The organism is Pseudomonas sp. D1-1 (assembly GCF_051132225.1).
Taxonomy (GTDB): Bacteria; Pseudomonadota; Gammaproteobacteria; order Pseudomonadales; family Pseudomonadaceae; genus Aquipseudomonas.
In genome coordinates this window covers 4776587-4802373 of the sequence record NZ_CP071676.1, presented here as the reverse complement: position 1 = coordinate 4802373, position 25787 = coordinate 4776587, and the positions used below count along the sequence as shown (strand labels likewise).

The following is a 25787-nucleotide window of genomic DNA, read 5'->3' as shown; positions in this document are numbered from 1 at the left end:
CCAATACGCATCCCTGAACTAATATCATTTCGCTTTCACGAGGAATAGATTGCCAGCACGTCAGTTGCAGCTAAATGGAGCAGTTATGAGAACAGTTCTGATGCTGATCGGTTTGGTGTTTGCTACTCAGACGGTTGCAGACGATTGGGGAAGCTTCTCTGACCCGTTGGAGGTCGAGTTTTTACCGACCAAGCATGACGCTAGGTTACTGCGAGATTTCACCTACACTGGGCCAAGCCCCCAGAGACGCTTTTGGATCGCACCCAAAAATACAGTTTCAGATGGGGCTTCGATTCCCAAAGTTGCTTGGTCCGTTATTGGCGGCCCATTTGATGGCCAATATCGTAAGGCTGCGATAATTCATGACGTGGCTTGCGTTGAAAAGACACGAAGCTGGAAGGAAACGCATCTGGCCTTTTACACTGCGATGAGAGCAGCCGGCGTAGATGCTACGACCGCGAAAATTATGTATGCGGCGGTTTACCACTTTGGCCCTCGCTGGGCAGAGCCAAAGCGAGTTCTATTGCCACGCACCAATCTAAAGCTAGTTTCGTATTCCCTTGATGAGATCAATGCTGGTCTTCCGCCAGGAAAGCAAGCTGTGCTTCTGGATGAGGGGCGCGTGATCGATAGAACAATATCAACTGGTCTGTTTGAAACGGAACAGCGTCAGGAGGTTGTTGGCGCAGTAATAGAGGTGCGTGAGCTACAGCCTGATCTATCCGTAGAGGCTTTCGAACAGATGTCACGCAAGATAAAAGAAAAGGATCTGAGTTTGTCGGAAATTGAGATGCTGTCAGCAACGACGGAAAAGTGATCGGAATCGGATTGTGAGTAAAGGCAATAGGAGAGTTACGCCATGGCTAGATGTACAGCACCGGTACGTGGACATAGTTCGGCGGCGGCCGCTGCCTGCCCTGTAGGCAGTTACCGCACTAGTTACCGTTATGAAAGTCGCGGGCTTTCTTTAAGATGGTGCCCGAGGGAGACTCGAGCATGCCATATAAGCCGTGCCTTGTAGACTTTTTTTACGTTTAGGGATACAGGTAGGGATACACGCTGACGTGCGCTGGCTAACTTTCTATCCCTTTGCGAGTTTACGAAAGTGCTCGAATAACCGAAACCCCACATAGTCTTGCCTGTGCCTATACAGGTGTCGGTAGTAGCAATCCCAGTAACTGATCATCCGATCCTGTAGGGCTTTGAAGTACTCTGGGTTGCCCCTGATGAACGCTCCGTACAGGTCCGGATCGAGCGCTTGCAGGTGAGCGTCGCAGGTATCGAGTATTTCGATTACGTACTCGCCGGTTAGCTGCACCACGAACGGGACAACCCAAGGCTCAGGCACAGAGAGAATTTGCCGTAGCTGACGTTGTCGGACATGACCATCGTAATGCCTAGTCAGGATGCAGGAGTACATGACGCTTTGAAGCCCATTCAGCTGTGAACATCCACGCTCATTGCCCTCGTGATGGATTCGATAGGGAATGACTAAATCCTCGTCACCTACTCTGACTTCAATGCCTGGATGTGTGGCTTGGCTGGTGTTCCCTAATATTGGGCGTAGGCCCTCAGCTCTGAACGTAAGATCAGACGGGAAAGCGGTTGTGATTGAGCCTGTACGAAATGCAAGGTTTGATGCTGGGCTGGGTGGCATGTTCAGTCTCGGCAGCCAGGGACGATGTGCTGTGCATCTATCCTGACAGAAAGCGACGCGGTGCATTAGGTTGAAGGGACCACGCCGTTTTCGGCACTCAAGGCTGTGCTTTATGACTTCAGTCCCAGCCGTGCAGGGGAGCATGCGCGCAACTTTCTTGGGCAGTGGAACGGCAAGCTGGTATGCGACGATTTCGCTGGCTACAAGGCCGGTTTCGAGAAAGGCATCACCGAAATTAGCTGCGTGGCTCACGCCCGTCGCAAGTTTTTCGATCTGCACGTGGCGAACAAAAGCCAGCTGGCTGAACAAGCGCTGTACTCGATTGGCGGCTTGTACGAAGTCGAACGCCAAACTCGAGACATGAGCGATGAGGATCGTTGGCGAATACGCCAGGAAAAGGCAGCCCCGATCATCAAAACGCAGCATAACTGGATGCTGACCCAACGCGATCTCGTGCCCAATGGATCAGCAACGGCCAAAGCTCTGGTACAGCCTTAAACGCTGGGTAGCGTTGACGCGCTACTTGGAAGACGGGGCCGTGACCATCGACAATAATCAAGTCGAGAACCAAATCCGACCATGGGCACTTGGGCGCTCCAACTGGCTGTTCGCCGGGTCGCTTCGCAGTGGCAAACGGGCGGCGGCGATCATGAGTCTGATCCAGTTGGCACGCATGAACGGGCATGATCCGTACGCCTATCTGAAAGATGTGCTGACACGGCTGCCGACACAGCGGGCGAGCGAGATTGGTCGATTGTTACCCGATCACTGGCGACCGACGTAGTGGCGCCAAAAGGTGTGTCACTACAGGTGGGATAATGCACTCCTCTTGACCAAGCATTTGCGTTGCACTTGCCCATCTGTTCGTATCTTCAACCAAATCGGCCAGTAGCGGTCGGTCGACTGATTGGACTGGGGCGGTTACGCTGGCGTTATTCACCTGCACGGAACAGCCTATGACACAGGTATACCAAGGAAGCTGCTTATGCGCTGCCGTCAGTTACGAGCTACTCGTCTCACCAAAAGCAGTGAGTCATTGTCATTGCAACCAGTGTCGCAAAGGTCACGGAGCAGCATTCGCTTCGTACGGCAGCATTCCGCGTAGCGCGCTTCGAATACTTCGCGGTTCCACCAGCATCAAAACCTATGCTTCGTCAGAGACGGTATTACGCGAGTTCTGCATGGACTGCGGTTCGACTCTGTTCTGGTCACGATCTGAAGGTAAGTTTGCCGACTGGGTCTCGATAGCGTTGGGCACGCTTGATACGCCCTTCCTGCCTCAAAAGCAGAAGCATGTTCATATCGACTCCGCAGTCCTCTGGTTCAAATCATCTAACCTATGCCCTCAGGTCGAATGACGGCTTTGGGTCGCTTTCTGCCGGTCTCAGTCACCAAGTGTGCTGGTCAAGTCCGATGCAAACGACAGATCATGTCGAATACAAATGGTGGGCAAGCCTGTGCAATACCCAGTTGAGAACAATATGAAAGTTCGAAAAGCCTTACTAACCGATGCAGAATCGGTGTCCAAACTCCTAGGCCAGTTAGGCTACGAAGCCTCGCCAAAGCTAATCCGAGATAAGCTTGAGGCTTTAGAACTTAGCGCTCGCGATACCGTGCTGCTGGCACAAGACGGTAAAAATATTATCGGCGTCATAAGCTTGCACGTACTTGAACTGTTTCATCAGCCGGGTAGGCTCGGACGCATTACCTCCCTTGTCATTGATGATGACTTCCGAGGACAAGGAGTAGGGGCAATGCTAGTTTCCGCTGCTGACGCGTTTTTTACAGAGCAACTTTGCGTCCGGGCTGAGGTGACTAGCAGTGACCACCGAATACCGGCTCACACTTTTTATCAGCAGCAAGGTTACGCGGTCGACGAGCGTAGGTTTGTCAAACGGTATGATTTTTCCGGGGCATAGCAAGTTTAAATTCGGCGAGCACATCACCTTGATCAAATATAAAACTGGTGAGCAGCGAGTATTGCCCGAACGCTTACGCTACGCTGTAGGCCTAAGGTGGGGAGCTAATATAGAAGTCACTCAGATGTGGTGCGCCGCGCTGGCCCGAATTTGTCGGAACTCATCCCGCCATTCAGATCAATCTCTGCTAGCTATGGGCGGGCCGTCTCAGGCCATGACGGTTATGAGCTATAGCGTTCTGTCTAATAGTGCCCTCTTCGCTACAGTGCTTTTAAGCTTTGCTTTCAGAAAGAGCGACTGTTACCGATCCCATTAGTCGAGTAAGGGTTGAAATTGCGAGATGTAGGTCGTCCTGAGTTTCCCCGTCCCACTCCTCAACTATCTCCAATTCCGCACGTAGCTTGAGGATACGTTCTTGAATCTCTGCTAGCTCAGCGGCGCCACATTGCGTGGCAATTGCTTGCCAGCCTGCATCGGAGATGTTCTCTTGAACCGATAAGCCTGATCTGGCTTTTTCAATCAACTCTTGAAGTTTGCTCATATGATATTCATGCCAAGGTTGGGAGATGGGAATCTGACCGCTCACTGAATATTCTTCAAATAGTCTCTAAGCGCGACAAGCGACGTATCCAATTGTGCCACCGTTGGCACGGTTTGGAGATTTTCAGCCAGACGATTCAACTCCCGCCCCAACGCCGTACCCACCCCACCAACCGCTCCTAGCGCTAAATCCAGGCATCGACTGATTTCGGCCTGAATCCCAACCAAATCCCCCCGCCTCACCAACAACCCAAATACCTCCCGATCACAACCCCCCATCAACGGATCATCCCGCAAAATCGGGCTGTGACCCTCCGTCTCATAAGCCAGCTTGAGCGAGTAAAGAGCGACCGTTTCCAGCAGCAATTCCATGGGGTGAGATCCTTGGTGACCAGGTGAAGAGGGTGGGGTGGTGGTTTATGCCTTGGCGGTGGCAGTTCGGAGTATCGGTATGAGCAGTGACTCTTTTGTGAGCGCTTTGCGCTCAAGCGGGAGCAAGCTCCCTCGCCACGGGGCTTTCCCTACCACCCGTTCTTCCTTGCCACAGATCTTTTCACATTAGGGGTTGGGTATTTGGGGCTGCTTTGCAGCCCAGCGGGGATAAATCCCCTCGCTACAACAGCGGGCGCCCTGGGGTGGGATTTGCGTTGCTCGCGGCAAAGCCACTTTCCTGCAGACGAAAAAAAAGACCTTGAATTTCAAGGTCTTTTTTTAAGATGGTGCCCCGAGGGAGACTCGAACTCCCACTCCTTTCGAAAACGGATTTTGAATCCGCCGCGTCTACCAATTCCGCCATCAGGGCTCAATGGCGGCGAAGTATAGAGAGGTGCCTACCGTTGGTCAATCACGTTTCATGGTGAATTTTTGATAATTCCGCTAGACTTTCCGGCCCTGCTAGACGAACCCCATCATGCGTGTTGCTGACTTTACCTTCGAACTCCCGGATTCGCTGATCGCTCGCCACCCTCTGGCCGAGCGTCGCGCCAGTCGACTGTTGACCTTGGACGGGGTCAGCGGTGCCATGGCTCACCGTCAATTCACTGATTTGCTTGAGCATTTGCGCCCGGGCGATTTGATGGTGTTCAACAATACCCGAGTCATTCCGGCGCGGTTGTTTGGCCAGAAGGCCTCCGGCGGCAAGCTGGAGATTCTGGTGGAGCGGGTGCTGGACGGGCATCGGGTGCTGGCCCATGTGCGGTCGAGCAAGTCGCCCAAGCCGGGCTCGTCGATTTTGATCGACGGCGGCGGTCAGGCGCGGATGGTGGCGCGGCATGATGCGTTGTTCGAGCTGGAGTTTGCCGAAGAAGTGTTGCCGCTGCTCGACCGTGTCGGGCACATGCCGTTGCCTCCTTATATAGACCGCCCGGACGAAGGTTCGGACCGCGAGCGTTATCAGACCGTGTACGCCGAGCGCCTGGGGGCGGTGGCGGCGCCGACGGCGGGGCTGCATTTTGATCAGCCGTTGCTGGAGGCGATTGCCGCCAAGGGCGTGGAGACGGCGTTCGTGACGCTGCACGTCGGCGCCGGCACGTTCCAGCCGGTGCGCGTGGAGCGCATCGAAGACCACCACATGCACAACGAATGGCTGGAAGTCAGCCAGGAAGTGGTCGATGCCGTGGCGGCATGCCGCGCCCGCGGTGGGCGGGTGGTGGCGGTGGGGACCACCAGCGTGCGTTCCCTGGAAAGCGCCGCGCGCGATGGCGTGCTCAAGCCGTTCAGTGGCGACACCGATATTTTTATCTACCCGGGCCGGCCGTTTCATGTGGTCGATGCCCTGGTGACCAACTTTCATTTGCCCGAATCCACGCTGTTGATGCTGGTTTCGGCGTTCGCCGGTTATCCCGAGACCATGGCCGCCTACAAGGCCGCCGTCGAGCATGGATACCGCTTTTTCAGCTACGGTGATGCGATGTTCATCACCCGTAACCCCGCGCCACGCGGGCCCGAGGAAACCGTATGAGTCGCACCTGTCGCATGTCCTTCGAGTTGCTTGCTACCGATGGCAAGGCTCGTCGCGGTCGTCTGACCTTCCCCCGCGGTACGGTGGAAACCCCCGCGTTCATGCCGGTGGGCACCTACGGCACGGTCAAGGGCATGCTGCCGCGTGACATCGTTGCCACGGGCGCGGAGATCATTCTCGGCAACACCTTCCACCTGTGGCTGCGTCCGGGCATGGAAGTGATCAAGGCCCACGGCGACCTGCACGATTTCATGCAGTGGAAAGGCCCGATTCTGACCGACTCCGGCGGTTTCCAGGTGTTCAGCCTCGGCGCCATGCGCAAGATCAAGGAGGAGGGCGTGACCTTCGCCTCGCCGGTCGACGGCTCCAAGGTGTTCATGGGCCCGGAAGAGTCGATGCAGGTGCAGCGCGACCTGGGCTCGGACATCGTGATGATCTTCGACGAATGCACGCCGTACCCGGCCGATGAAGACGTGGCGCGGGTGTCGATGGAGCTGTCGTTGCGCTGGGCCCAGCGCTCGAAGAATGCCCACGGCGAAAACACGGCGGCGCTGTTCGGCATCGTGCAGGGCGGCATGCACCAGGATTTGCGCATGCGCTCGCTGGAAGGCCTCGACAAGATCGGCTTCGACGGCCTGGCGATTGGCGGCCTGTCGGTGGGCGAACCGAAGCACGAGATGATCAAGGTGCTCGATTACCTGCCAGGCCAGATGCCCGCTGACAAACCTCGTTACCTTATGGGCGTTGGCAAACCGGAAGATCTGGTTGAGGGTGTGCGCCGCGGGGTGGACATGTTCGATTGCGTGATGCCAACCCGTAATGCCCGCAATGGGCATCTGTTCATCGACACTGGTGTGCTGAAGATCCGTAACGCGTTCCATCGCCATGATGATTCGCCGCTCGATCCGACGTGCGATTGCTATACCTGCCAGAACTTCTCCCGCGCTTATCTGCATCATTTGGACAAGTGCGGCGAAATGCTCGGCAGCATGCTCAATACCATCCACAATTTGCGCCATTATCAGGTGCTTATGGCTGGTTTGCGCGAGGCTATCCAACAGGGTACATTGGCCGCCTTTGTCGAGGCCTTCTATGCCAAGCGCGGGTTGCCTGTTCCGCCTTTGGACTGAGTTTTCCGATCCCTAGATTCAATATTTGCAACTGGAGTGCTAAATGAGCTTTTTTATCTCTAATGCCATGGCTGACGCGGCTGCACCTGCTGCTGCCAGCCCTATGGGTGGCGGTTTCGAGTGGATTTTCCTGGTCGGCTTCCTGGTCATCTTCTACCTGATGATCTGGCGTCCACAGGCCAAGCGCGCCAAAGAGCAGAAGAACCTGCTCGGCAGCTTGCAGAAAGGTGATGAAGTGGTCACCACCGGCGGCATCGCCGGCAAGATCACCAAAGTGGCGGATGACTTCGTGGTTCTGGAAGTGTCCGACACTGTTGAAATGAAGTTTCAGAAGGGCGCCATCGCGGCCACGCTGCCAAAAGGCACGCTGAAAGCGATCTAAGTAACAACTTCTCTTCAATCGACGGGGCGCGCAAGGCGCCCCGCGTCATAAGCGGGCGGCGTGATGCTGAACAAATACCCTCTGTGGAAATACCTACTGATCCTGGCGGTGCTGGCGGTCGGTGTGATTTATTCCGCTCCCAATCTCTACCCGGATGACCCGGCCATTCAGGTCAGCGGCGCCAGCACGGCGCTGCAGGTCACCCAGGCCGATCTGGACCGCGCGAGCGCTGCGCTCAAGGCGTCCAATATCGAGGTCAAGGCTGCGTCCATCGCCGAAAACGGCAAGGGCGGCCTGTTGCGCCTGGTCAAGTCTGAAGACCAGTTGCCGGCCAAGGATGTGGTACGCAAGGCGTTGGGCGACGATTACGTTGTGGCCCTGAACCTGGCCCAGACCACCCCGCAGTGGCTGCGCAATCTTGGCGCCCACCCGATGAAGCTGGGCCTGGACTTGTCCGGCGGTGTGCACTTCCTGCTGGAAGTGGACATGGAAAAAGCCCTCGATGCGCGACTGAAAGTCTACGAAGGCGACGTCAAGAGCCTGCTGCGTAAAGAGCGCGTTCGCTATCGCAGCCTGCCGCAGTTCGAAGGTGCCATTCAGCTGGGCTTCAGCGATGAAGATGCCCGCGAACAGGCCCGTGCCCTGATCCGCAAGAATTTCAACGATTTCGACATTGTGCCGGCCGATCTCAATGGTCAGGCGGTGCTGCGTCTGGCGATGACCCCGGCCAAGCTGGCGGAAATCCGCGAATACTCCATCAAGCAGAACTTGACCACGGTGCGTAACCGCGTCAACGAGCTGGGTGTGGCCGAGCCGATCGTCCAGCGCCAGGGCGCCAACCGTATCGTGGTTGAGCTCCCGGGTGTGCAGGACACTGCCGAAGCCAAGCGTATCCTCGGCAAGACCGCCAACCTGGAGTTCCGCCTGGCCGCTGAGCCGGGTGCTTCCAAGGCGACTTCCGAGAGCTTCGAGTTCCGCGAAGGCGGTCGTCCGGTGGCGCAGATCGAGCGCGGCCTGATCATCACCGGTGACCAGGTCACCGACGCCCAGGCGGGCTTCGACGAGCAAGGTCGTCCACAGGTGAACATCCGTCTCGACGGCCACGGCGGCGAACTGATGAGCCGCGCCACGCGCAGCAACGTCGGGCGCAGCATGGCGGTGATCTTCATCGAGCAGAAGCCGACCACCACCTACACCAAACAGGTGGTCAACGGCGTCGAGAAAGACGTACCGGTCCAGACCTTCAAGGAAGAGAAGAAGATCATCAGCCTGGCGACCATCCAGTCGCCACTGGGCAGCCAGTTCCGCATCACCGGCCTGAACGGCCAGGGCGAATCCTCGGAGCTGGCCCTGCTGCTGCGTGCCGGTGGCCTGGCCGCGCCGATGTACTTCGCTGAAGAACGCACCATCGGCCCGAGCCTGGGTGCCGACAACATCACCAAGGGCGTCGATGCCTCCCTGTGGGGCATGCTGTTCGTGTCGCTGTTCATCATCGCCATCTACCGCTTCTTCGGCCTGATCGCCACGGTTGCGCTGGCGGTGAACATGGTGCTGTTGCTGGCCCTGATGTCGTTGCTGGGCGCCACGCTGACCCTGCCGGGTATCGCCGGTATCGTCTTGACGATGGGTATGGCGGTGGACGCCAACGTGCTGATCTTCTCGCGGATACGTGAAGAGATTGCCGCGGGCATGTCGATCCAACGGGCAATCAACGAAGGCTTCGGCCGGGCATTCACCGCGATTCTCGACTCCAACCTGACCACGTTGCTGGTCGGCGGGATTCTCTTTGCCATGGGCACCGGCCCGGTCAAGGGCTTCGCAGTGACCATGTCCCTCGGGATCTTTACCTCGATGTTCACAGCCATCATGGTGACCCGCGCAATGGTCAACCTGATCTTTGGCGGTCGTGACTTCAAGAAGTTGTGGATTTAAGGGGCTGCCATGTTACGTACAATCAACTTCATGGGCGTTCGCAACATTGCGTTCGGCGTCACATTGTTCCTCACGGCACTGGCGTTGTTCAGCTGGGCCACCAAGGGCCTGAACTACGGCCTGGACTTCACCGGCGGTACGCTCATCGAGCTGACCTACGAGCGTCCGGCCGACGTCACCAAGGTGCGTGAGCAACTGGCGAGCTCGGGCTACAGCGATGCCGTGGTGCAGAGCTTTGGCGCCACCACCGATTTGCTGGTGCGTATGCCGGGTGAAGACCCGCAACTGGGCCACCAGGTCGCCGAGGCCTTGCAGAAGGCCGGTGGCGATAACCCGGCCCAGGTCAAGCGCGTCGAGTTCGTCGGCCCGCAGGTGGGTGAGGAGCTGCGCGACCAGGGCGGCCTCGGCATGCTGTTGGCGCTGGGCGGCGTGATGCTCTACCTGGCTTTCCGCTTCCAGTGGAAGTTCGCGGTCGGCGCGATTGTCTCGCTGATCCACGACGTGATCGTGACCGTGGGTATCCTGTCGTTCTTCCAGATCACCTTCGACCTGACGGTGCTGGCGGCGGTGCTGGCGATCATCGGTTACTCGCTCAACGACACCATCGTGGTGTTCGACCGGGTGCGCGAAAACTTCCGTGTGCTGCGCAAGGCCTCGTTGATCGAGAACATCAACATCTCGACCACCCAGACCCTGCTGCGGACCATGGCGACGTCGATCTCCACCTTGCTGGCGATTGTCGCGCTGCTGGTGTTTGGCGGCGACAACCTGTTCGGCTTCTCCATCGCGCTGTTCATCGGTGTGATGGCGGGTACCTACTCGTCGATCTATATCGCCAACGTGGTGCTGATCTGGCTGAACCTCAGCTCCGAGGATCTGATTCCTCCGGCGGCCACCGAGACCGAGGTGGACGACCGCCCGTAAGGCTCGGTTCTCCGTCCGTCACCGTTCAAAAGGCGCGAGTTGAACTCGCGCCTTTTTTTGTGCTCCAAGGCTGGGAGAAGCGCGGATTAATCCGCTTGTAATGGCCTGGAGGTTCAAGTGAACAAATCGATGCTGGTTGGTGCGGTATTGGGTGCTGTCGGTGTAACAGCCGGTGGTGCGGTCGCCACCTACAGCTTGGTAAAAAGTGGCCCTGAGTATGCGCAAGTACTGGCCGTGGAACCGGTCAAGACCCAAATCAAGACCCCGCGTGAAGTGTGCAAGGACGTGACAGTGACCCGGCAGAAGCCGGTTCAGGATCAACATCAGATCGCCGGCACCGTGCTCGGCGCCGTGGCCGGTGGCCTGTTGGGTAACCAGATCGGCGGCGGCAACGGCAAGAAGATTGCCACCGTGGCGGGTGCGGCCGGCGGCGGTTATGCCGGTAACAAGATTCAGGAAGGCATGCAGGAACGCGACACGTACACCACTACCCAGACTCGCTGCAACACCGTCAATGACATCAGCGACAAGGTTGTAGGCTACGACGTTCGCTACATGCTCGACGGCAAGGAAGGCAAAGTCCGTATGGACCGCGACCCGGGCAACCAGATTCCGGTCAGCAAGGAAGGCCAACTGATCCTGGGCCAGAACGAACCGGCCCAGTAATCCACCGCTATGAAAAAGCACCCTCCGGGGTGCTTTTTTTTGTGCCCGTATTTTCTGTCCCACGCCCACCCCGTATTCCCTGTGGGAGCGAGCCTGCTCGCGAAGGCGGTGGGTCAGCTAGCATCAATGTTGAATGTGCTAGCCCCTTCGCGAGCAGGCTCGCTCCCACGCTGGAGCTCCAGTGGACATAAAACCCGTGCCCGGCCCCAACTCCTCTGTGGGAGCGAGCCTGCTCGCGAAGGCGGTGGCTCAGTCTGCTTTATATTCAAGGTGTAACCCATCGTGGCGAGGGAGCTTGCTCCCGCTGGGCTGCGCAGCAGACCCGAGATTTTGCGGTCGCTGCGCAACCGAGCGGGAGCAAGCTCCCTCGCCACGGATTACCTGTATCCGGGTAAAATGACAGGCAAAAAAAAGCACCCCGAAGGGTGCTTCTCTTGAGCCGAGCGGCTTAGCGCTTCAGCGAGGCCGGCAGGTGCGGCTGGATCGCCGTCAGCACAGCCTTGAAGCATTTGGTGTTGCCGGCAACGATGTGGCCTTTTTCAAGGAAATCGTGGCCGCCGGTGAAGTCGCTCACCAAGCCACCCGCTTCCTGGATCAACAGGGCGCCTGCCGCCATGTCCCACTCGGACAGGCCCGATTCCCAGAACGCATCGAAACGACCGGCAGCTACATAGGCCAGGTCCAGGCTCGCGGCGCCGGCGCGGCGGATGCCGGCGGTCTGGCCGACCAGGGCGCGGAACATGCCCAGGTAATTGTCGAGGTTGTCCATCTGGTCATCACGGAACGGGAAACCGGTGCCCAGCAGGGCGCCGTCCAGGCTGGTGCGGCCGCTGACGCGCAGGCGGCGACCGTTCAGTTGGGCGCCACGGCCACGGCTGGCGGTGAATTCTTCCTGGCGAACCGGGTCCAGCACGACGGCGTGTTCCAGGCGGCCACGGTATTTGCAGGCGATGCTGACAGCGAAGTGAGGAATGCCGCGCAGGAAGTTGGTGGTACCGTCCAGCGGATCGATGATCCACAGGTACTCTTCGCCTTCGATGCCGGTACCGGCGTGCATGCCGGTTTCTTCACCGAGGATGGAGTGGTTCGGGTAAGCCTTGCGCAGGGCGTCGACGATTTTCTGTTCGGCGGCGCGATCAACCTCGGACACGTAGTCCTTGGCGTCTTTTTCATCGACCTTGATGGTATCCAGGCGCTCGATGGAGCGGAAGATCAGTTCACTGGCGCTGCGGGCGGCGCGCAGCGCGATATTCAGCATGGGCTGCATGGATGTGTCACCTAAGGTTGTTAAAGAAAGCCGCGCATTCTATCAGAAAGTTTTCTCAGGAGAAGGTTGGTGTTCGCTTTCATAGCTTAACGGTAGGTGCTTAGGTAAGATTTGCTCCCTTTTATATGTTCGAGAGCGCCTCCCTTGTTGCAGAACATTCGTGTCGTCCTGGTCAATACCAGCCATCCGGGTAACATCGGCGGAGCTGCGCGGGCCATGAAGAACATGGGCCTGTCGCGGCTGGTGCTGGTTGAGCCGCGCTCGTTTCCCCATCACGAAGCCGACGCGCGGGCATCCGGCGCCGGTGACATTCTCGCCAATGCCCAGGTTGTCGCCACCCTGGAAGACGCCTTGGTGGGTTGCAACCTGGTGCTCGGCACCAGCGCCCGCGACCGCCGTATCCCCTGGCCGCTGCTCGATCCTCGCGAATGCGGCACCAAGGTGGTCGAGGAAGCGGGGCAGGGCGCGGAAATCGCCTTGGTGTTCGGCCGTGAAGATTCCGGCCTCACCAATGAAGAGCTGCAGCGATGTCATTTTCACGTGCATATCCCCTCCGACCCCGGCTTCAGCTCGCTGAACCTCGGGGCGGCGGTGCAGGTGTTGAGCTATGAAGTGCGCATGGCCTGGCTGCACGCCGAAGGCCAGCCCAGCAAGGTGGAAAAATTCGAGGCGACGTCGCCGCGCAGTGAGACACTGGCGACCATGGACGAGCTGGAGCGATTCTATGAACACCTGGAGCAGACCCTGGTGGACATCGAATTCCTTGACCCGGACAAGCCTCGGCACTTGATGGCGCGCCTGCGTCGGTTGTACGGACGAAGCTCGGTGAGCCGGGCGGAAATGAATATATTGCGCGGCATCCTCACGGAAACCCAGAAAGCGGCCCGTGGCGAGCTGATTAAGCGGAAGGAATAAAATGTTCGAACGTTTGCGTGAAGATATCCAGAGCGTCTTCCATCGTGACCCGGCGGCGCGCAATGCCTTTGAAGTGCTGACCTGCTATCCCGGCATGCACGCCATCTGGATCCATCGCCTGTCCGGCGCCTTGTGGAGCATGGGTTGGAAATGGCTGGCGCGGCTGGTCTCGAACTTCGGCCGCTGGTTGACCGGCATCGAGATCCATCCGGGCGCCAAGGTCGGCCGGCGGTTCTTCATCGATCACGGCATGGGCATCGTCATCGGCGAGACCGCCGAGATCGGCGACGACGTCACGCTCTATCAGGGCGTGACCCTCGGCGGCACCAGCTGGAACAAAGGCAAGCGCCACCCGACCCTGGAAAACGGCGTTGTCGTCGGTGCTGGCGCCAAGGTGCTCGGCCCGTTCACCGTGGGCGCGGGAGCGAAAGTCGGCTCCAACGCCGTGGTCACCAAGGCCGTGCCGCCCGGCGCGACCGTGGTGGGTATTCCGGGGCGGATCATCGTCAAGTCGGACGAAGAGCAGGACGCCCGGCGCAAGGCCATGGCCGAGAAGATCGGCTTCGACGCCTACGGTGTCGGCGAAGACATGCCCGACCCGGTGGCGCGCGCCATCAACCAGTTGCTCGATCACCTGCAAGCGGTGGACGGGCGCCTGGAGGGGATGTGCGGCGCACTGAAGGAGCTGGGGAGTGATTATTGTGCCAAGGATCTGCCGGAACTGCGCGAGGAAGACTTTGCGTGCGTGAAGGACAAGGACCAAAGCCAGGCTAGCTGAAACCCGGCAGGCCTCTTCGCGAGCAGGCTCGCTCCCGCACTGGGCCGCCAGCCCCTGTGGGAGCGAGCCTGCTCGCGAAGAACGATAACGCGGTACAGCTGGTCGTTAGCCGCCTACGTTTGCTATCATTCGCGCGCTCTTTTGCGGGTAAACCCGAGTAAAGCACTAGGTCTTATACTTGACTTAAATACTCGGGAATTGCATACTCGCCCCCATTCCGAACTTCGTGGTAATTGTCCATGCGACTGACTACAAAAGGCCGATACGCCGTGACCGCAATGCTGGATCTGGCATTGCATGCGCAGCACGGGCCGGTGTCCCTGGCCGATATCTCCGAACGCCAGGGCATCTCCCTGTCCTACCTCGAACAGCTGTTCGCCAAGCTGCGCCGCAGCAACCTGGTCTCCAGCGTTCGTGGCCCCGGTGGCGGCTACCAGCTGTCGCGCGAGATGCAAGGCATCCAGGTCGCCCAGGTGATCGATGCCGTGAACGAATCGGTCGATGCGACCAAATGCCAAGGGTTGGGCGACTGCCACGGCGGCGATACTTGCCTGACCCATCATCTGTGGTGCGATTTGAGCCTGCAGATTCACGAATTTCTGAGTGGTATCAGCTTGGCCGACCTTGTGACTCGCCGTGAGGTGCAAGAAGTAGCCCAGCGTCAGGACCAGCGCCGTTGCAATGGCAAGGCGCCGCACCTGGACAAGATTGAAGCGTCCGCCGTCGAATGACTGCCGCAGAGCACGCGGAACGCCAGCCAGCCTGATTTAGGAGAGAGTCCATGAAATTGCCGATTTACCTTGATTACTCTGCGACCACCCCGGTTGATCCGCGTGTCGCGCAAAAGATGAGTGAATGCCTGCTGGTCGACGGAAACTTCGGCAACCCGGCCTCGCGTTCCCACGTGTTCGGCTGGAAAGCCGAAGAGTCGGTCGAAAACGCCCGTCGCCAGGTCGCCGACCTGGTCAATGCCGACCCCCGCGAGATCGTCTGGACCTCCGGTGCCACCGAGTCCGACAATCTGGCAATCAAGGGTGTCGCGCATTTCTACCACACCAAGGGCAAGCACCTGATCACCTCCAAGATCGAGCACAAGGCTGTCCTGGACACCATGCGCCAACTGGAGCGTGAAGGCTTCGAAGTCACCTACATCGAGCCCGGTGAAGACGGCATCATCACCCCGGCCATGGTCGAGGCCGTACTGCGCGACGACACCATTCTGGTTTCGATCATGCATGTGAACAACGAAATCGGCACCGTCAACGACATCGCGGCCATCGGCGAACTGACCCGTTCCAAGGGCGTCCTGTTCCACGTCGATGGCGCGCAGTCCACCGGCAAGGTCGACATCGACCTGTCCAAGCTGAAAGTCGACCTGATGTCCTTCTCGGCCCACAAGACTTATGGCCCTAAAGGCATCGGCGCCCTGTACGTCAGCCGCAAGCCGCGTGTTCGCCTCGAAGCGACCATGCACGGCGGCGGTCACGAGCGTGGCATGCGTTCCGGTACCCTGGCGACCCACCAGATCGTTGGCATGGGCGAAGCCTTCCGCGTGGCCAAGGAAGACATGGCCGCCGAGAACGTGCGCATCAAGGCCTTGAGCGACCGTTTCTTCAAGCAGGTCGAGCACCTCGAAGAGCTCTACGTCAACGGCAGCATGACCGCCCGCGTTCCACACAACCTGAACCTGAGCTTCAACTACGTTGAAGGCGAGTCGCTGATCATGGCGCTCAAGGATCTGGCCGTGTCGTCCGGTTCGGCGTGCACCTCGGCGTCGCTGGAGCCTTCCTACGTACTGCGTGCCCTGGGCCGCAACGACGAACTGGCTCACAGCTCGATCCGCTTCACCTTCGGCCGCTTCACCACCGAAGAAGAAATCGATTACGCCGCGCAGAAAGTCTGCGAGGCCGTTACCAAGCTGCGTGCTCTTTCGCCGCTGTGGGACATGTACAAAGACGGCGTCGACATTTCGAAAATCGAATGGGCGGCGCACTGAGAAGTCGCCACCAGAGCGGCTCCACTGATGAGGATTGAAGCAAATGGCATATAGCGAAAAGGTCATCGACCACTACGAGAACCCGCGCAACGTCGGCAAGATGGACGCGCAGGATCCTGACGTCGGCACCGGCATGGTCGGCGCCCCGGCGTGCGGCGACGTGATGCGTCTGCAGATCAAGGTCAACGAACAAGGCATCATCGAAGATGCCAAGTTCAAGACCTACGGCTGCGGCTCCGCCATCGCGTCCAGCTCCCTGGCCACCGAGTGGATGAAGGGCAAGACTCTCGACGAAGCCGAAACCATCAAGAACACTCAGTTGGCCGAAGAACTGGCCTTGCCGCCAGTGAAAATCCACTGCTCGGTACTCGCTGAAGACGCCATCAAGGCCGCCGTTCGCGACTACAAGCAGAAGAAAGGCTTGATCTGATCCGCGTTACGGTAAGGAGTTTCCATGGCTATCCAGATGACAGAAGCGGCAGCTAACCATATCCAGCGCTCACTTGCGGGGCGCGGCAAGGGCGAGGGTATCCGCCTGGGTGTTCGCACCACGGGTTGTTCCGGCCTCGCCTATGTACTGGAATTCGTCGACGAAGTCGGTGAAGACGATCAGGTGTTCGAGAGTCATGGTCAGAAAGTGATCATCGACCCCAAGAGCTTGACGTACCTGGACGGCACCGAGCTGGATTTCGTCAAGGAAGGGTTGAACGAAGGCTTCAAGTTCAACAACCCCAACGTGCGCGGTGAATGTGGCTGCGGCGAAAGCTTCAACATCTGAGGCTGCTCGTGGGTACTCCTTGTCATTTTGCGTTGTTCCAGTTGCAGCCTGCTTTCCAGCTGGACCTCGATCAGTTGTCCGCGCGTTATCTGGAACTGGCCCGTGGTGTCCACCCCGACCGCTTTGCCGATGCCTCCGAGGCTGAGCAGCGGCGGGCGCTCGAGCAGTCGGCGAACCTCAACGAGGCCTACCAGACGCTCAAGAGTCCGGCCAAGCGCGCGCGGTACCTGCTCGCCATCAGCGGTCATGAGCTGCCCCTGGAAGTCACGGTGCACGACCCCGAGTTCCTGTTGCAGCAGATGCAATGGCGCGAGGAGCTCGAAGACCTGCAGGACAGTGCCGACCTGGCGGGTGTCGCGGTCTTCAAGCGTCGCCTGAAAGACGCCCAGCAAGAACTCAACGAGAGCTTCGCCGCCTGTTGGAACGACGCTGCGCAACGCGAACAGGCCGAACGCCTGATGCGGCGCATGCAGTTCCTCGACAAGCTGACCTACGAAGTGCGCCAGCTGGAAGAGCGCCTCGACGATTAACCCAGTGCCGCTCCGGTCGCACGCCTGATTACAGATAAGTCCTGATTACGATGGCCCTACTGCAGATCGCCGAACCCGGCCAAAGTCCACAACCGCACCAGCGTCGCCTGGCTGTCGGGATCGACTTGGGTACCACCAATTCCCTGGTCGCTGCTTTGCGCAGCGGTCTTTCCGAGCCGCTGGCCGACGAGCAGGGGCGGGTGATCCTGCCGTCTGCCGTGCGCTACCACGCCGATCGCGTCGAAGTTGGCGAGTCGGCGAAGCTGGCCGCCGCCACCGATCCACTCAATACCGTCGTGTCGGTCAAGCGCTTGATGGGTCGTGGTCTGTCCGACGTCAAGCAATTGGGCGATCAACTGCCGTACCGTTTCGTCGGCGGCGAATCCCACATGCCGTTCATCGAGACCGTGCAGGGCCCGAAAAGCCCGGTAGAAGTTTCCGCCGATATCCTCAGGGTCCTGCGTCAGCGCGCCGAAGCCGCGTTGGGCGGTGAACTGGTGGGCGCGGTGATCACCGTTCCGGCCTATTTCGATGATGCCCAGCGCCAAGCCACCAAGGACGCGGCCAAGCTCGCCGGTCTCAACGTGCTGCGTCTGCTCAACGAGCCGACGGCGGCTGCGGTGGCGTACGGGCTGGACCAGCATGCCGAGGGCCTCGTCGCCATTTACGACCTGGGCGGCGGCACGTTTGATATTTCGATCCTGCGCCTGACCGGCGGGGTCTTCGAAGTCCTCGCCACCGGTGGCGACAGCGCCCTGGGCGGCGACGATTTCGATCACGCTATTGCCGGCTGGATCATCGAGCAGGCGGGGTTGTCCGCCGATCTCGATCCGGGGACCCAGCGCCATCTGCTGCAAACCGCCTGCGCCGCCAAGGAAGCCTTGACCGACGCCGCCAGCGTTGAAGTCGCTTACGGCGAATGGACAGCCACGCTGACCCGCGAAGCCTTCAATGCCCTGATCGAACCCATGGTCGCCCGCAGCCTCAAGGCCTGCCGCCGTGCCGTGCGTGATTCCGGCATCGAGCTGGAAGATGTCAAGGCCGTGGTCATGGTCGGTGGTTCGACCCGCGTGCCTCGGGTTCGCGAAGCCGTTGCCGAAGCCTTTGGCCGCCAGCCGCTGACTGAAATCGACCCGGACCAGGTGGTCGCCATCGGTGCCGCGATCCAGGCCGATACCCTGGCTGGCAACAAGCGCGAGGGCGGCGAATTGCTGCTGCTCGACGTGATTCCGTTGTCCCTGGGCCTGGAAACCATGGGCGGCCTGATGGAGAAGGTGATCCCGCGCAACACCACCATCCCCGTCGCTCGCGCCCAGGATTTCACTACTTATAAAGACGGCCAGTCGGCCATGATGATTCATGTGCTGCAAGGCGAGCGTGAATTGATCAGCGACTGCCGCTCCCTCGCGCGTTTCGAATTGCGCGGCATCCCGGCGATGGTTGCCGGCGCGGCGAAGATTCGCGTGACCTTCCAGGTCGACGCCGATGGCCTGCTCAATGTCTCCGCCCGCGAACTCGGTTCGGGCGTCGAGGCAAGCATCCAGGTCAAGCCGTCCTACGGCCTGACCGACGGCGAAATCGCCAAGATGCTCAAGGATTCGTTCCAGCACGCCAGCGACGACAAAGTCGCCCGTGTGCTGCGCGAGCAGCAGGTCGATGCCCAGCGCCTGGTCGAAGCCGTGCAAGCCGCCCTCGAAGCCGACGGCGAGCGCTTGCTCGACGCCGAGGAGCGCATGGTCATCGAAATGCAGATGCAAGAACTCTCCGAATTGATCAAGGGCACGGATGGTTATGCCATCGAGCAGCAGACCAAGCGTCTGTCGCAAGTCACCGATGCCTTTGCTGCCCGCCGCCTGGACTCGACGGTGAAAGCCGCCCTGGCGGGGCGCAACCTGAATGAAATCGAGGAATAACTGATGCCGCAGGTGATTTTTCTGCCCCACGAGAAGTTCTGCCCGGACGGCATGGTCGTGGAAGCCGAGCCCGGAACGTCCATTCTTGACCTGGCCCACGAACACCACATCGAGATGGAAAGCGCCTGTGGCGGCGTTTGCGCTTGCACGACCTGCCACTGCATCATTCGTGAAGGTTTCGAGTCGCTGGAAGAGGCGGACGAGCTGGAAGAAGACTTTCTTGACCGCGCCTGGGGGCTTGAGCCGCAGTCGCGTCTGGGGTGCCAGGCTATCGTCGGCACTGAAGACCTGACCGTCGAAATCCCGAGATACTCACTTAACCATGCGGCCGAAGCGCCGCACTGATGGTGGCACTGTCATGAGCTATGGTTGGAATGATGTACAACGCATCGCGGAAGAATTGGCCGAAGCCCACGAGGGTCTCGATCCGTACTCTGTAGGTTTCGTCCGTCTGCAGCAGATGATCCTTGAGCTGCCTGACTTCGATTCCACCTCTGGCCGAGTCGGCGAGAAGGTGTTGGAAGCGGTTCAGGAGCTCTGGGCCGCAGAATTGGACTGATCGCCTCGCAGGTTAGGCAATACCCAAGAACCCGCGTATAATTCGCGGGTTTAATTTTTCGTAAATTACCGTTTCTGGAGTTACACCATGGCTGTTCAACGTACTTTCTCCATCATCAAGCCTGACGCCGTTGCTAAAAACGTGATCGGCAAGATCGTTACCCGCTTCGAAGACGCTGGCCTGCGCGTTGTAGCTTCGAAAATGAAGCAACTGTCCAAAGCCGAAGCCGAAGGCTTCTACGCCGAGCACAGCGAGCGCGGTTTCTTCGGTGAACTGGTTGCCTTTATGACTTCCGGTCCGGTTGTCGTTCAGGTGCTGGAAGGCGAAAATGCCATCGCTCGCAACCGTGAGCTGATGGGCGCTACCAACCCTAAAGAAGCTGCTGCCGGCACCATCCGTGCTGACTTCGCTGAATCCATCGACGCCAACGCCGTCCACGGTTCGGACTCCGAAGCCGCCGCTGCTCGCGAAATCGCTTACTTTTTCTCCGCTACTGAAGTAACCACTCGCTAAGCCCAGGCTTTTGAGTGAAGGTGAATCCATGACTACATCGAACGGCAAAACCAACCTGTTGGGCCTGACCCAGCCGGAAATGGAGAAATTCTTCGACTCGATCGGGGAGAAGCGTTTCCGTGCCGGTCAGGTGATGAAATGGATTCACCACTTTGGCGTCGACGATTTCGACGCCATGACGAATGTCGGCAAGGCCCTGCGCGAAAAGCTCAAGGCCGTTGCCGAGATTCGCGGCCCCGAAGTGGTCAGCCAGGACATTTCCAGCGACGGCACCCGCAAGTGGGTGGTGCGCGTGGCGTCCGGCAGCTGCGTCGAGACCGTCTACATTCCCCAGGGCAAGCGCGGCACCTTGTGCGTTTCGTCCCAGGCAGGCTGTGCCCTGGATTGCAGTTTCTGCTCCACCGGCAAGCAAGGCTTCAACAGCAACCTCACCGCCGCCGAAGTGATCGGCCAGGTGTGGATTGCCAACAAATCCTTTGGCAGCGTCCCGGCAACCGTCGACCGTGCCATCACCAACGTGGTGATGATGGGCATGGGGGAGCCGCTGCTGAACTTCGACAACGTCGTCTCCGCCATGCACCTGATGATGGACGACCTGGGCTACGGCATCTCCAAGCGCCGCGTGACCCTGTCCACCTCCGGCGTGGTGCCGATGATCGATGAGCTGGCCAAGCACATCGACGTCTCCCTGGCGTTGTCGCTGCACGCACCGAATGACGCATTGCGTAACCAATTGGTGCCGATCAACAAGAAATATCCGCTTAAGATGCTGCTCGAGTCGTGCCAGCGCTACATGTCGTCCCTGGGCGAAAAACGCGTGCTGACCATCGAGTACACCTTGCTCAAGGACGTGAATGACAAGGTTGAACACGCGGTCGAGATGATCGAGCTGCTCAAGAACATCCCGTGCAAGATCAACCTGATCCCGTTCAACCCGTTCCCGCATTCCGGCTACGAGCGTCCGAGCAACAATGCGATTCGTCGGTTCCAGGATCAGCTTCACCACGCTGGCTTCAACGTCACCGTGCGCACCACCCGTGGCGAAGACATCGATGCCGCGTGTGGCCAATTGGTAGGACAGGTGCTGGATCGCACCCGTCGCAGCGAACGCTACATTGCCGTGCGCGAATTGAACGCCGCGGACGATGCAGTACAGAACGCTGCGAACAGTCACTAAGAGAGGAACTCTATGTCCCTGCGCTTTGCGCTGCTGTTGCTGCTGGCCGGTCTTTGTTCCGGTTGTGTTCTGTCGGGCGACTATAACCCGATGAAAACCAGCAAGGGCCGTGACGAAGCGCGCGAGGCCTATGTGCAGCTGGGCATCGGCTATTTGCAACAGGGCATGACCGAACGGGCCAAGGTGCCGCTCAAGAAGGCCCTTGAGCTGGACAGCTCGGACGCCGATGCCAATGCGGCGCTGGCCCTGGTGTTCCAGGCCGAGATGGAGCCGGAACTGGCCGACGAACACTTTCGCAAGGCGTTGTCCGCTCGCCCGCAAGACGCCCGGATCCTCAACAACTACGGCAGCTTCCTCTACGAGCAGGCACGCTACAAGGAAGCCTACGAGCGCTTCGAGCAAGCGGCCGCCGATACCCTTTACCCTGAGCGTTCGCGGGTGTTCGAGAACCTCGGCATGACCGCCGCGAAACTCGGCCAGCGTGACCTGGCCCGCCAGCAGCTCGAAAAGGCGCTGCGGCTCAACCGCCAGCAACCGCGCGCGTTGCTGGAAATGGCTGAGTTGTCTTACGAAGACAGGCATTATGTGCCCGCTCGCGACTATTACGAGCGGTTTAGCCTGCTCAGCGAGCAAAATGCACGTAGTCTATTGCTCGGCGTTCGGCTGGCGCATGTGTTTGAAGATCGTGACAAGGCCGCCAGTTATGGCCTGCAACTCAAAAGACTCTATCCCGGTACGCCGGAATATCAGCAATACCTGTCGGAGCAATGATGAAAGCGGCGCATCCCGAAGTTGTAGCAGCGACTCGCGTAAATCCCGGTGAGACCCTGCGTCAAGCCCGCGAAAGCAATGGTTGGTCGCTGGCCGAAGTGGCCCTCAAGCTCAATCTCACCGTGACTTCCCTGAGCAACCTGGAAGCCGGCGCGTTCGACAAATTGCCTGGGCATACTTTCGCCCGGGGCTACATCCGCGCCTATGCCAAGTTGCTTGGCATGGACCAGACCGTGCTGGTCCAGCAATTCGATCAATACACCGGTTCCGACGCCCAGGGCAGCAGTGTGCACAGCCTGGGCCGTATCGAGGAGCCAGTGCGCGTTTCCCATACCATTTTGCGTATCGTCAGCCTGTTGCTGCTGATCGCGGTGATCGGTGGCGGTTTCGTCTGGTGGCAGGATCAGGCTTCCTTGCGCAGCAAGGAGCCGGTTGCGATGAACCCTGAGCATGTCGAAGTCGAAGGCGCCGACGGCACCACCCAGATTCATCCGCTGGATGAACCGGAAGACCAGGCTGTTGTCGAGGGGCAGACTGAGGGTGAAACCGCCCTGGCATTGCCTCAAGGCCAAGATAACGGCGAGACTGATGCCGCCGCGGGTGCCGAGCCTGTCGTGCCATCCGTTCCCGCGCCAGCCCCAACACCTGCCGCCCCCACGGCTCCGGCCCATTCCGGCAGCGCGCCGACCACCCCGGCGGCTCCTGCTCCTGTCACGCCAGCGCCAACCGTGGCCGCTCCGGCCGTGCCAGCAGCGCCAGCAACCCCGGCGGCCCCGGCTCCTGCGCCCGGCGATGGCCAGGTACAGATCCAGTTCACCGCCGATTGCTGGACGCAGATTACCGACGGCAACGGCAAGGTCCTGTTCAGCGGCCTCAAGCGCAAGGGCGACAGCACGTCCGTCAACGGCCGGCCGCCGTTTGCCGTACGCCTGGGCTATGCCCGTGGCGCGCAGGTCAGCTACAACGGCCAGCCGGTCGATGTGGCTCCGTTCACCAGTGGCGAGACCGCTCGCCTGAAGTTGGGTCAATAAGTCATGCACGGCGAATCTCCTATCAAGCGTCGCGAATCCCGGAAGATCTGGGTCGGTAACGTGCCCGTGGGCGGCGATGCGCCAATCGCTGTGCAGAGCATGACCAACAGCGACACCAATGACGTGGCCGCCACGGTCGCGCAAATCAATCGTCTTGAAGCCGCCGGCGTCGATATCGTCCGCGTATCCGTGCCGGACATGGACGCCGCCGAGGCGTTCGGCAAGATCAAGCAGCTGGTCAAGGTGCCGTTGGTGGCCGACATTCACTTCGACTACCGCATTGCCTTGCGCGTGGCCGAGCTGGGCGTCGACTGCCTGCGTATCAACCCGGGCAACATCGGTCGCGAAGATCGCGTGCGCGCGGTGGTGGATGCCGCCCGTGATCGCGGCATTCCGATCCGTATCGGCGTCAATGCCGGTTCCCTGGAAAAAGACCTGCAGAAGAAGTACGGCGAACCGACTCCGGCCGCGCTGGTGGAATCGGCGCTGCGCCATGTCGAGCACCTTGAACGCCTGAATTTCCCGGACTTCAAGGTCAGCGTGAAGGCCTCCGACGTGTTCATGGCCGTCGAAGCCTACCGCCTGCTGGCCAAGGAAATCGTCCAGCCGTTGCACCTGGGCATCACCGAAGCCGGTGGGTTGCGCTCGGGTACGGTGAAATCTGCCGTCGGCCTCGGTATGCTGCTCGCCGAAGGGATTGGCGATACCATCCGCATCTCGTTGGCGGCGGACCCGGTCGAGGAAGTGAAAGTCGGCTACGACATCCTCAAGTCCCTGCACTTGCGTTCCCGTGGGATCAACTTCATCGCCTGCCCGAGCTGCTCGCGGCAGAACTTCGATGTGGTCAAGACCATGAACGAGCTGGAAGGGCGCCTTGAAGACCTGCTGGTGCCGCTGGATGTCGCGGTGATCGGTTGCGTGGTCAACGGGCCCGGCGAAGCCAAGGAGGCCCATATCGGCCTGACGGGCGGCACGCCGAACCTGATTTACATCGACGGCAAGCCGTCGCAGAAACTGACGAATGACAATCTGGTGGATGAGCTGGAAAAGCTGATCCGCCAGAAAGCGGCCGAAAAGGTCGAAGCCGACGCAGCGGTCATCGCGCGCGGTTAAGTCGCAAGATTAAGGAATACACGTGAGCAAGTCTCTGCAAGCCATTCGTGGCATGAACGACATCCTGCCCGAGCAGACGCCCCTGTGGCGCTATTTCGAGGGCACCGTCGCGCGCCTGCTGGATAACTACGGTTACCGGCAGATCCGCATGCCCATCGTCGAGTTCACCGAGCTGTTCAAGCGCTCCATCGGTGAAGTGACCGACATCGTCGAAAAAGAGATGTACACCTTCGACGACCGCAACGGCGATTCCCTGACCCTGCGCCCCGAAGGCACGGCAGCATGCGTGCGTGCAGTGCTTGAGCACGGCATCACCGGCGGCGGCCAGGTGCAGAAACTCTGGTACATCGGCCCGATGTTCCGCCACGAGCGTCCGCAGAAAGGTCGTTATCGCCAGTTTCACCAGATCGGCCTCGAAGTATTCAACCTTGAAGGTCCGGACATCGATGCCGAGCTGATTGTGATGACCTGGCGCCTGTGGGGCGAGCTGGGCCTGCGCGATGCGGTCAAGCTTGAGCTCAACAGCCTGGGCACCAGCGAATCCCGTGGCCGCTACCGCGAGGCGTTGGTGGAGTTTCTGTCCGCCCATGTCGACAAGCTCGACGAAGACAGCCAGCGCCGCCTGAAGACCAACCCGCTGCGCGTGCTTGATACCAAGCACCCGGAGACCCAGGCGATCCTGGTGGACGCGCCGAAAATGGCCGACTACCTCGACGACGAATCCCGCGCGCATTTCGAAGGGCTGAAGGCACGTCTGGACGCCGTCGGCATCCCTTACGTGATCAACCCCAAGTTGGTCCGTGGCCTGGATTACTACAGCAAGACCGTCTTCGAGTGGGTCACCGACAAGCTCGGCGCCCAAGGCACCGTGTGCGCCGGTGGCCGCTACGACGGGCTGGTGGAGCAGATGGGCGGCAAGCCGACCCCGGGCGTGGGTTTTGCCATGGGCATCGAGCGTCTGGTGCTGATGCTTGAAGCGCTGGACAAGGTGCCGGAAGAGCTGGCCCGCCAGGTCGATGTGTACCTCTGCGCCTTTGGCGAGGCCGCCGAACTGGCCGCCCTGGCCCTGAGCGAGCGAGTGCGCGATCAGTTGCCCAACCTGCGCCTGCAGATCAACGCCGGCGCCGGCAGCTTCAAGAGCCAATTCAAGAAGGCCGACAAGAGCGGTGCACTGTACGCACTGATTCTTGGTGACGACGAACTGGCCCAACAAGTGGTAGGTTTCAAACCCCTGCGTGGCCAGGGCGAACAACAAAGCATTGCCTGGGATGCGCTTGCTGCACACCTGGCCACCTGCGTCGTGCAGGGTTGAAGCTGTCAAACAGCCGATTTAGCG

28 protein-coding genes, 1 tRNA gene and 1 pseudogene are annotated in these 25787 nt (G+C 59.7%); 26 read left to right on the top strand and 4 right to left on the bottom strand.

All coding sequences use genetic code 11. The annotated features are described in order from the left end of the window. Positions 1-85 precede the first annotated feature (85 nt). The 4 genes and pseudogenes from J3P86_RS21600 (at position 86) to J3P86_RS21585 (ending at position 3576) form a co-directional block, all read left to right on the top strand. Complete coding sequence (locus tag J3P86_RS21600) at positions 86-817, top strand: DUF1353 domain-containing protein (protein ID WP_434698803.1); 732 nt, start codon at positions 86-88, stop codon at positions 815-817. 918 nt (positions 818-1735) lie between these two features. Continuing rightward, positions 1736-2441: pseudogene (tnpC, locus tag J3P86_RS21595) on the top strand (IS66 family transposase); the annotation flags it as partial. Positions 2442-2613: 172 nt separating this feature from the next. After that, on the top strand, positions 2614-3015 hold the full coding sequence (locus J3P86_RS21590; protein ID WP_434628515.1) for a GFA family protein: 402 nt from the start codon (positions 2614-2616) through the stop codon (positions 3013-3015). Between the two features lie 123 nt (positions 3016-3138). Continuing rightward, a complete protein-coding gene (locus J3P86_RS21585; protein WP_434698802.1) occupies positions 3139-3576 on the top strand; it encodes a GNAT family N-acetyltransferase in 438 nt (145 codons plus the stop codon). Positions 3577-3847: 271 nt separating this feature from the next. On the opposite strand, the gene J3P86_RS21580 is transcribed toward J3P86_RS21585, so the two are convergent. The 3 genes from J3P86_RS21580 to J3P86_RS21570 all read right to left on the bottom strand — a co-directional run bounded on the left by J3P86_RS21580 (position 3848) and on the right by J3P86_RS21570 (position 4918). After that, positions 3848-4117, bottom strand: coding sequence for a hypothetical protein (locus tag J3P86_RS21580; RefSeq protein WP_434698801.1), 270 nt, complete (start codon positions 4115-4117; stop codon positions 3848-3850). A 41-nt stretch (positions 4118-4158) separates the two neighbouring features. Then, positions 4159-4488, bottom strand: a complete 330-nt coding sequence (locus J3P86_RS21575; protein ID WP_434698800.1) for a hypothetical protein — start codon at positions 4486-4488, stop codon at positions 4159-4161. A gap of 345 nt (positions 4489-4833) precedes the next feature. Next, a tRNA-Leu gene (locus J3P86_RS21570) sits at positions 4834-4918 on the bottom strand. Between the two features lie 108 nt (positions 4919-5026). On the opposite strand from J3P86_RS21570, the gene queA reads away from it, so the two are divergent. From queA to J3P86_RS21540, 6 genes are all read left to right on the top strand, one after another. After that, positions 5027-6076, top strand: a complete 1050-nt coding sequence (queA, locus tag J3P86_RS21565; RefSeq protein WP_434698799.1) for a tRNA preQ1(34) S-adenosylmethionine ribosyltransferase-isomerase QueA — start codon at positions 5027-5029, stop codon at positions 6074-6076. Positions 6077-6090: 14 nt separating this feature from the next. Beyond that, entirely contained in the window at positions 6091-7206 is a 1116-nt protein-coding gene (gene tgt / locus J3P86_RS21560) for a tRNA guanosine(34) transglycosylase Tgt (RefSeq protein WP_305501181.1), read from the top strand. A 43-nt stretch (positions 7207-7249) separates the two neighbouring features. Beyond that, entirely contained in the window at positions 7250-7588 is a 339-nt protein-coding gene (yajC, locus tag J3P86_RS21555) for a preprotein translocase subunit YajC (protein WP_305498975.1), read from the top strand. A 63-nt stretch (positions 7589-7651) separates the two neighbouring features. Further along, entirely contained in the window at positions 7652-9520 is a 1869-nt protein-coding gene (secD, locus tag J3P86_RS21550) for a protein translocase subunit SecD (protein WP_434698798.1), read from the top strand. A 9-nt stretch (positions 9521-9529) separates the two neighbouring features. After that, positions 9530-10444 carry a protein translocase subunit SecF gene (gene secF / locus J3P86_RS21545; protein ID WP_434571964.1) on the top strand — a complete coding sequence of 305 codons (915 nt, stop codon included), beginning with the start codon at positions 9530-9532 and terminating at the stop codon, positions 10442-10444. Between the two features lie 117 nt (positions 10445-10561). Then, a complete protein-coding gene (locus tag J3P86_RS21540) occupies positions 10562-11110 on the top strand; it encodes a glycine zipper 2TM domain-containing protein (protein WP_018607449.1) in 549 nt (182 codons plus the stop codon). A gap of 448 nt (positions 11111-11558) precedes the next feature. Here the strand turns inward: J3P86_RS21540 and suhB are convergent, their stop codons facing one another. Beyond that, positions 11559-12377, bottom strand: a complete 819-nt coding sequence (gene suhB, locus J3P86_RS21535) for a type III secretion system regulator SuhB (RefSeq protein ID WP_003185165.1) — start codon at positions 12375-12377, stop codon at positions 11559-11561. A gap of 144 nt (positions 12378-12521) precedes the next feature. Here suhB and trmJ point away from each other — a divergent pair, with 144 nt between their 5' ends. From trmJ to hisS, 16 genes are all read left to right on the top strand, one after another. After that, on the top strand, positions 12522-13292 hold the full coding sequence (trmJ, locus tag J3P86_RS21530; protein WP_434696866.1) for a tRNA (cytosine(32)/uridine(32)-2'-O)-methyltransferase TrmJ: 771 nt from the start codon (positions 12522-12524) through the stop codon (positions 13290-13292). Between the two features lies 1 nt (position 13293). Further along, a complete protein-coding gene (gene cysE, locus J3P86_RS21525; protein ID WP_434571967.1) occupies positions 13294-14070 on the top strand; it encodes a serine O-acetyltransferase in 777 nt (258 codons plus the stop codon). A gap of 239 nt (positions 14071-14309) precedes the next feature. Beyond that, the gene (iscR, locus tag J3P86_RS21520; RefSeq protein WP_030139599.1) at positions 14310-14801 is read left to right on the top strand and encodes a Fe-S cluster assembly transcriptional regulator IscR; all 492 of its coding nucleotides are present in this window, start codon (positions 14310-14312) and stop codon (positions 14799-14801) included. Between the two features lie 50 nt (positions 14802-14851). Then, complete coding sequence (locus J3P86_RS21515; protein ID WP_434571968.1) at positions 14852-16066, top strand: IscS subfamily cysteine desulfurase; 1215 nt, start codon at positions 14852-14854, stop codon at positions 16064-16066. A 43-nt stretch (positions 16067-16109) separates the two neighbouring features. Next, positions 16110-16496: a Fe-S cluster assembly scaffold IscU gene (gene iscU / locus J3P86_RS21510; protein WP_003185157.1), complete on the top strand. Its 387-nt coding sequence runs from the start codon at positions 16110-16112 to the stop codon at positions 16494-16496. Positions 16497-16520: 24 nt separating this feature from the next. Continuing rightward, positions 16521-16844 carry an iron-sulfur cluster assembly protein IscA gene (gene iscA, locus J3P86_RS21505; RefSeq protein WP_003185155.1) on the top strand — a complete coding sequence of 108 codons (324 nt, stop codon included), beginning with the start codon at positions 16521-16523 and terminating at the stop codon, positions 16842-16844. 8 nt (positions 16845-16852) lie between these two features. Further along, complete coding sequence (hscB, locus tag J3P86_RS21500) at positions 16853-17374, top strand: co-chaperone HscB (RefSeq protein WP_305498984.1); 522 nt, start codon at positions 16853-16855, stop codon at positions 17372-17374. 50 nt (positions 17375-17424) lie between these two features. Beyond that, entirely contained in the window at positions 17425-19287 is a 1863-nt protein-coding gene (hscA, locus tag J3P86_RS21495; protein ID WP_434698797.1) for a Fe-S protein assembly chaperone HscA, read from the top strand. A gap of 3 nt (positions 19288-19290) precedes the next feature. Further along, positions 19291-19632, top strand: coding sequence for an ISC system 2Fe-2S type ferredoxin (fdx, locus tag J3P86_RS21490; protein ID WP_434571971.1), 342 nt, complete (start codon positions 19291-19293; stop codon positions 19630-19632). Positions 19633-19645: 13 nt separating this feature from the next. Continuing rightward, positions 19646-19846 (top strand): Fe-S cluster assembly protein IscX, encoded by a 201-nt coding sequence (gene iscX / locus J3P86_RS21485; RefSeq protein ID WP_047296339.1) that lies wholly within the window; start codon positions 19646-19648, stop codon positions 19844-19846. Positions 19847-19933: 87 nt separating this feature from the next. Then, positions 19934-20359: a nucleoside-diphosphate kinase gene (ndk, locus tag J3P86_RS21480; RefSeq protein WP_042727994.1), complete on the top strand. Its 426-nt coding sequence runs from the start codon at positions 19934-19936 to the stop codon at positions 20357-20359. 28 nt (positions 20360-20387) lie between these two features. Continuing rightward, a complete protein-coding gene (rlmN, locus tag J3P86_RS21475) occupies positions 20388-21536 on the top strand; it encodes a 23S rRNA (adenine(2503)-C(2))-methyltransferase RlmN (protein WP_053118626.1) in 1149 nt (382 codons plus the stop codon). A gap of 12 nt (positions 21537-21548) precedes the next feature. Further along, on the top strand, positions 21549-22307 hold the full coding sequence (gene pilW, locus J3P86_RS21470) for a type IV pilus biogenesis/stability protein PilW (protein ID WP_305498992.1): 759 nt from the start codon (positions 21549-21551) through the stop codon (positions 22305-22307). After that, positions 22307-23338 carry a RodZ domain-containing protein gene (locus J3P86_RS21465; protein ID WP_434628545.1) on the top strand — a complete coding sequence of 344 codons (1032 nt, stop codon included), beginning with the start codon at positions 22307-22309 and terminating at the stop codon, positions 23336-23338. Before pilW ends, J3P86_RS21465 begins: the two co-directional genes overlap by 1 nt. A gap of 3 nt (positions 23339-23341) precedes the next feature. Then, positions 23342-24451, top strand: coding sequence for a flavodoxin-dependent (E)-4-hydroxy-3-methylbut-2-enyl-diphosphate synthase (gene ispG / locus J3P86_RS21460; RefSeq protein WP_305498996.1), 1110 nt, complete (start codon positions 23342-23344; stop codon positions 24449-24451). Between the two features lie 22 nt (positions 24452-24473). Next, positions 24474-25763: a histidine--tRNA ligase gene (gene hisS, locus J3P86_RS21455; protein ID WP_305498998.1), complete on the top strand. Its 1290-nt coding sequence runs from the start codon at positions 24474-24476 to the stop codon at positions 25761-25763. Positions 25764-25787: the final 24 nt, after the last annotated feature.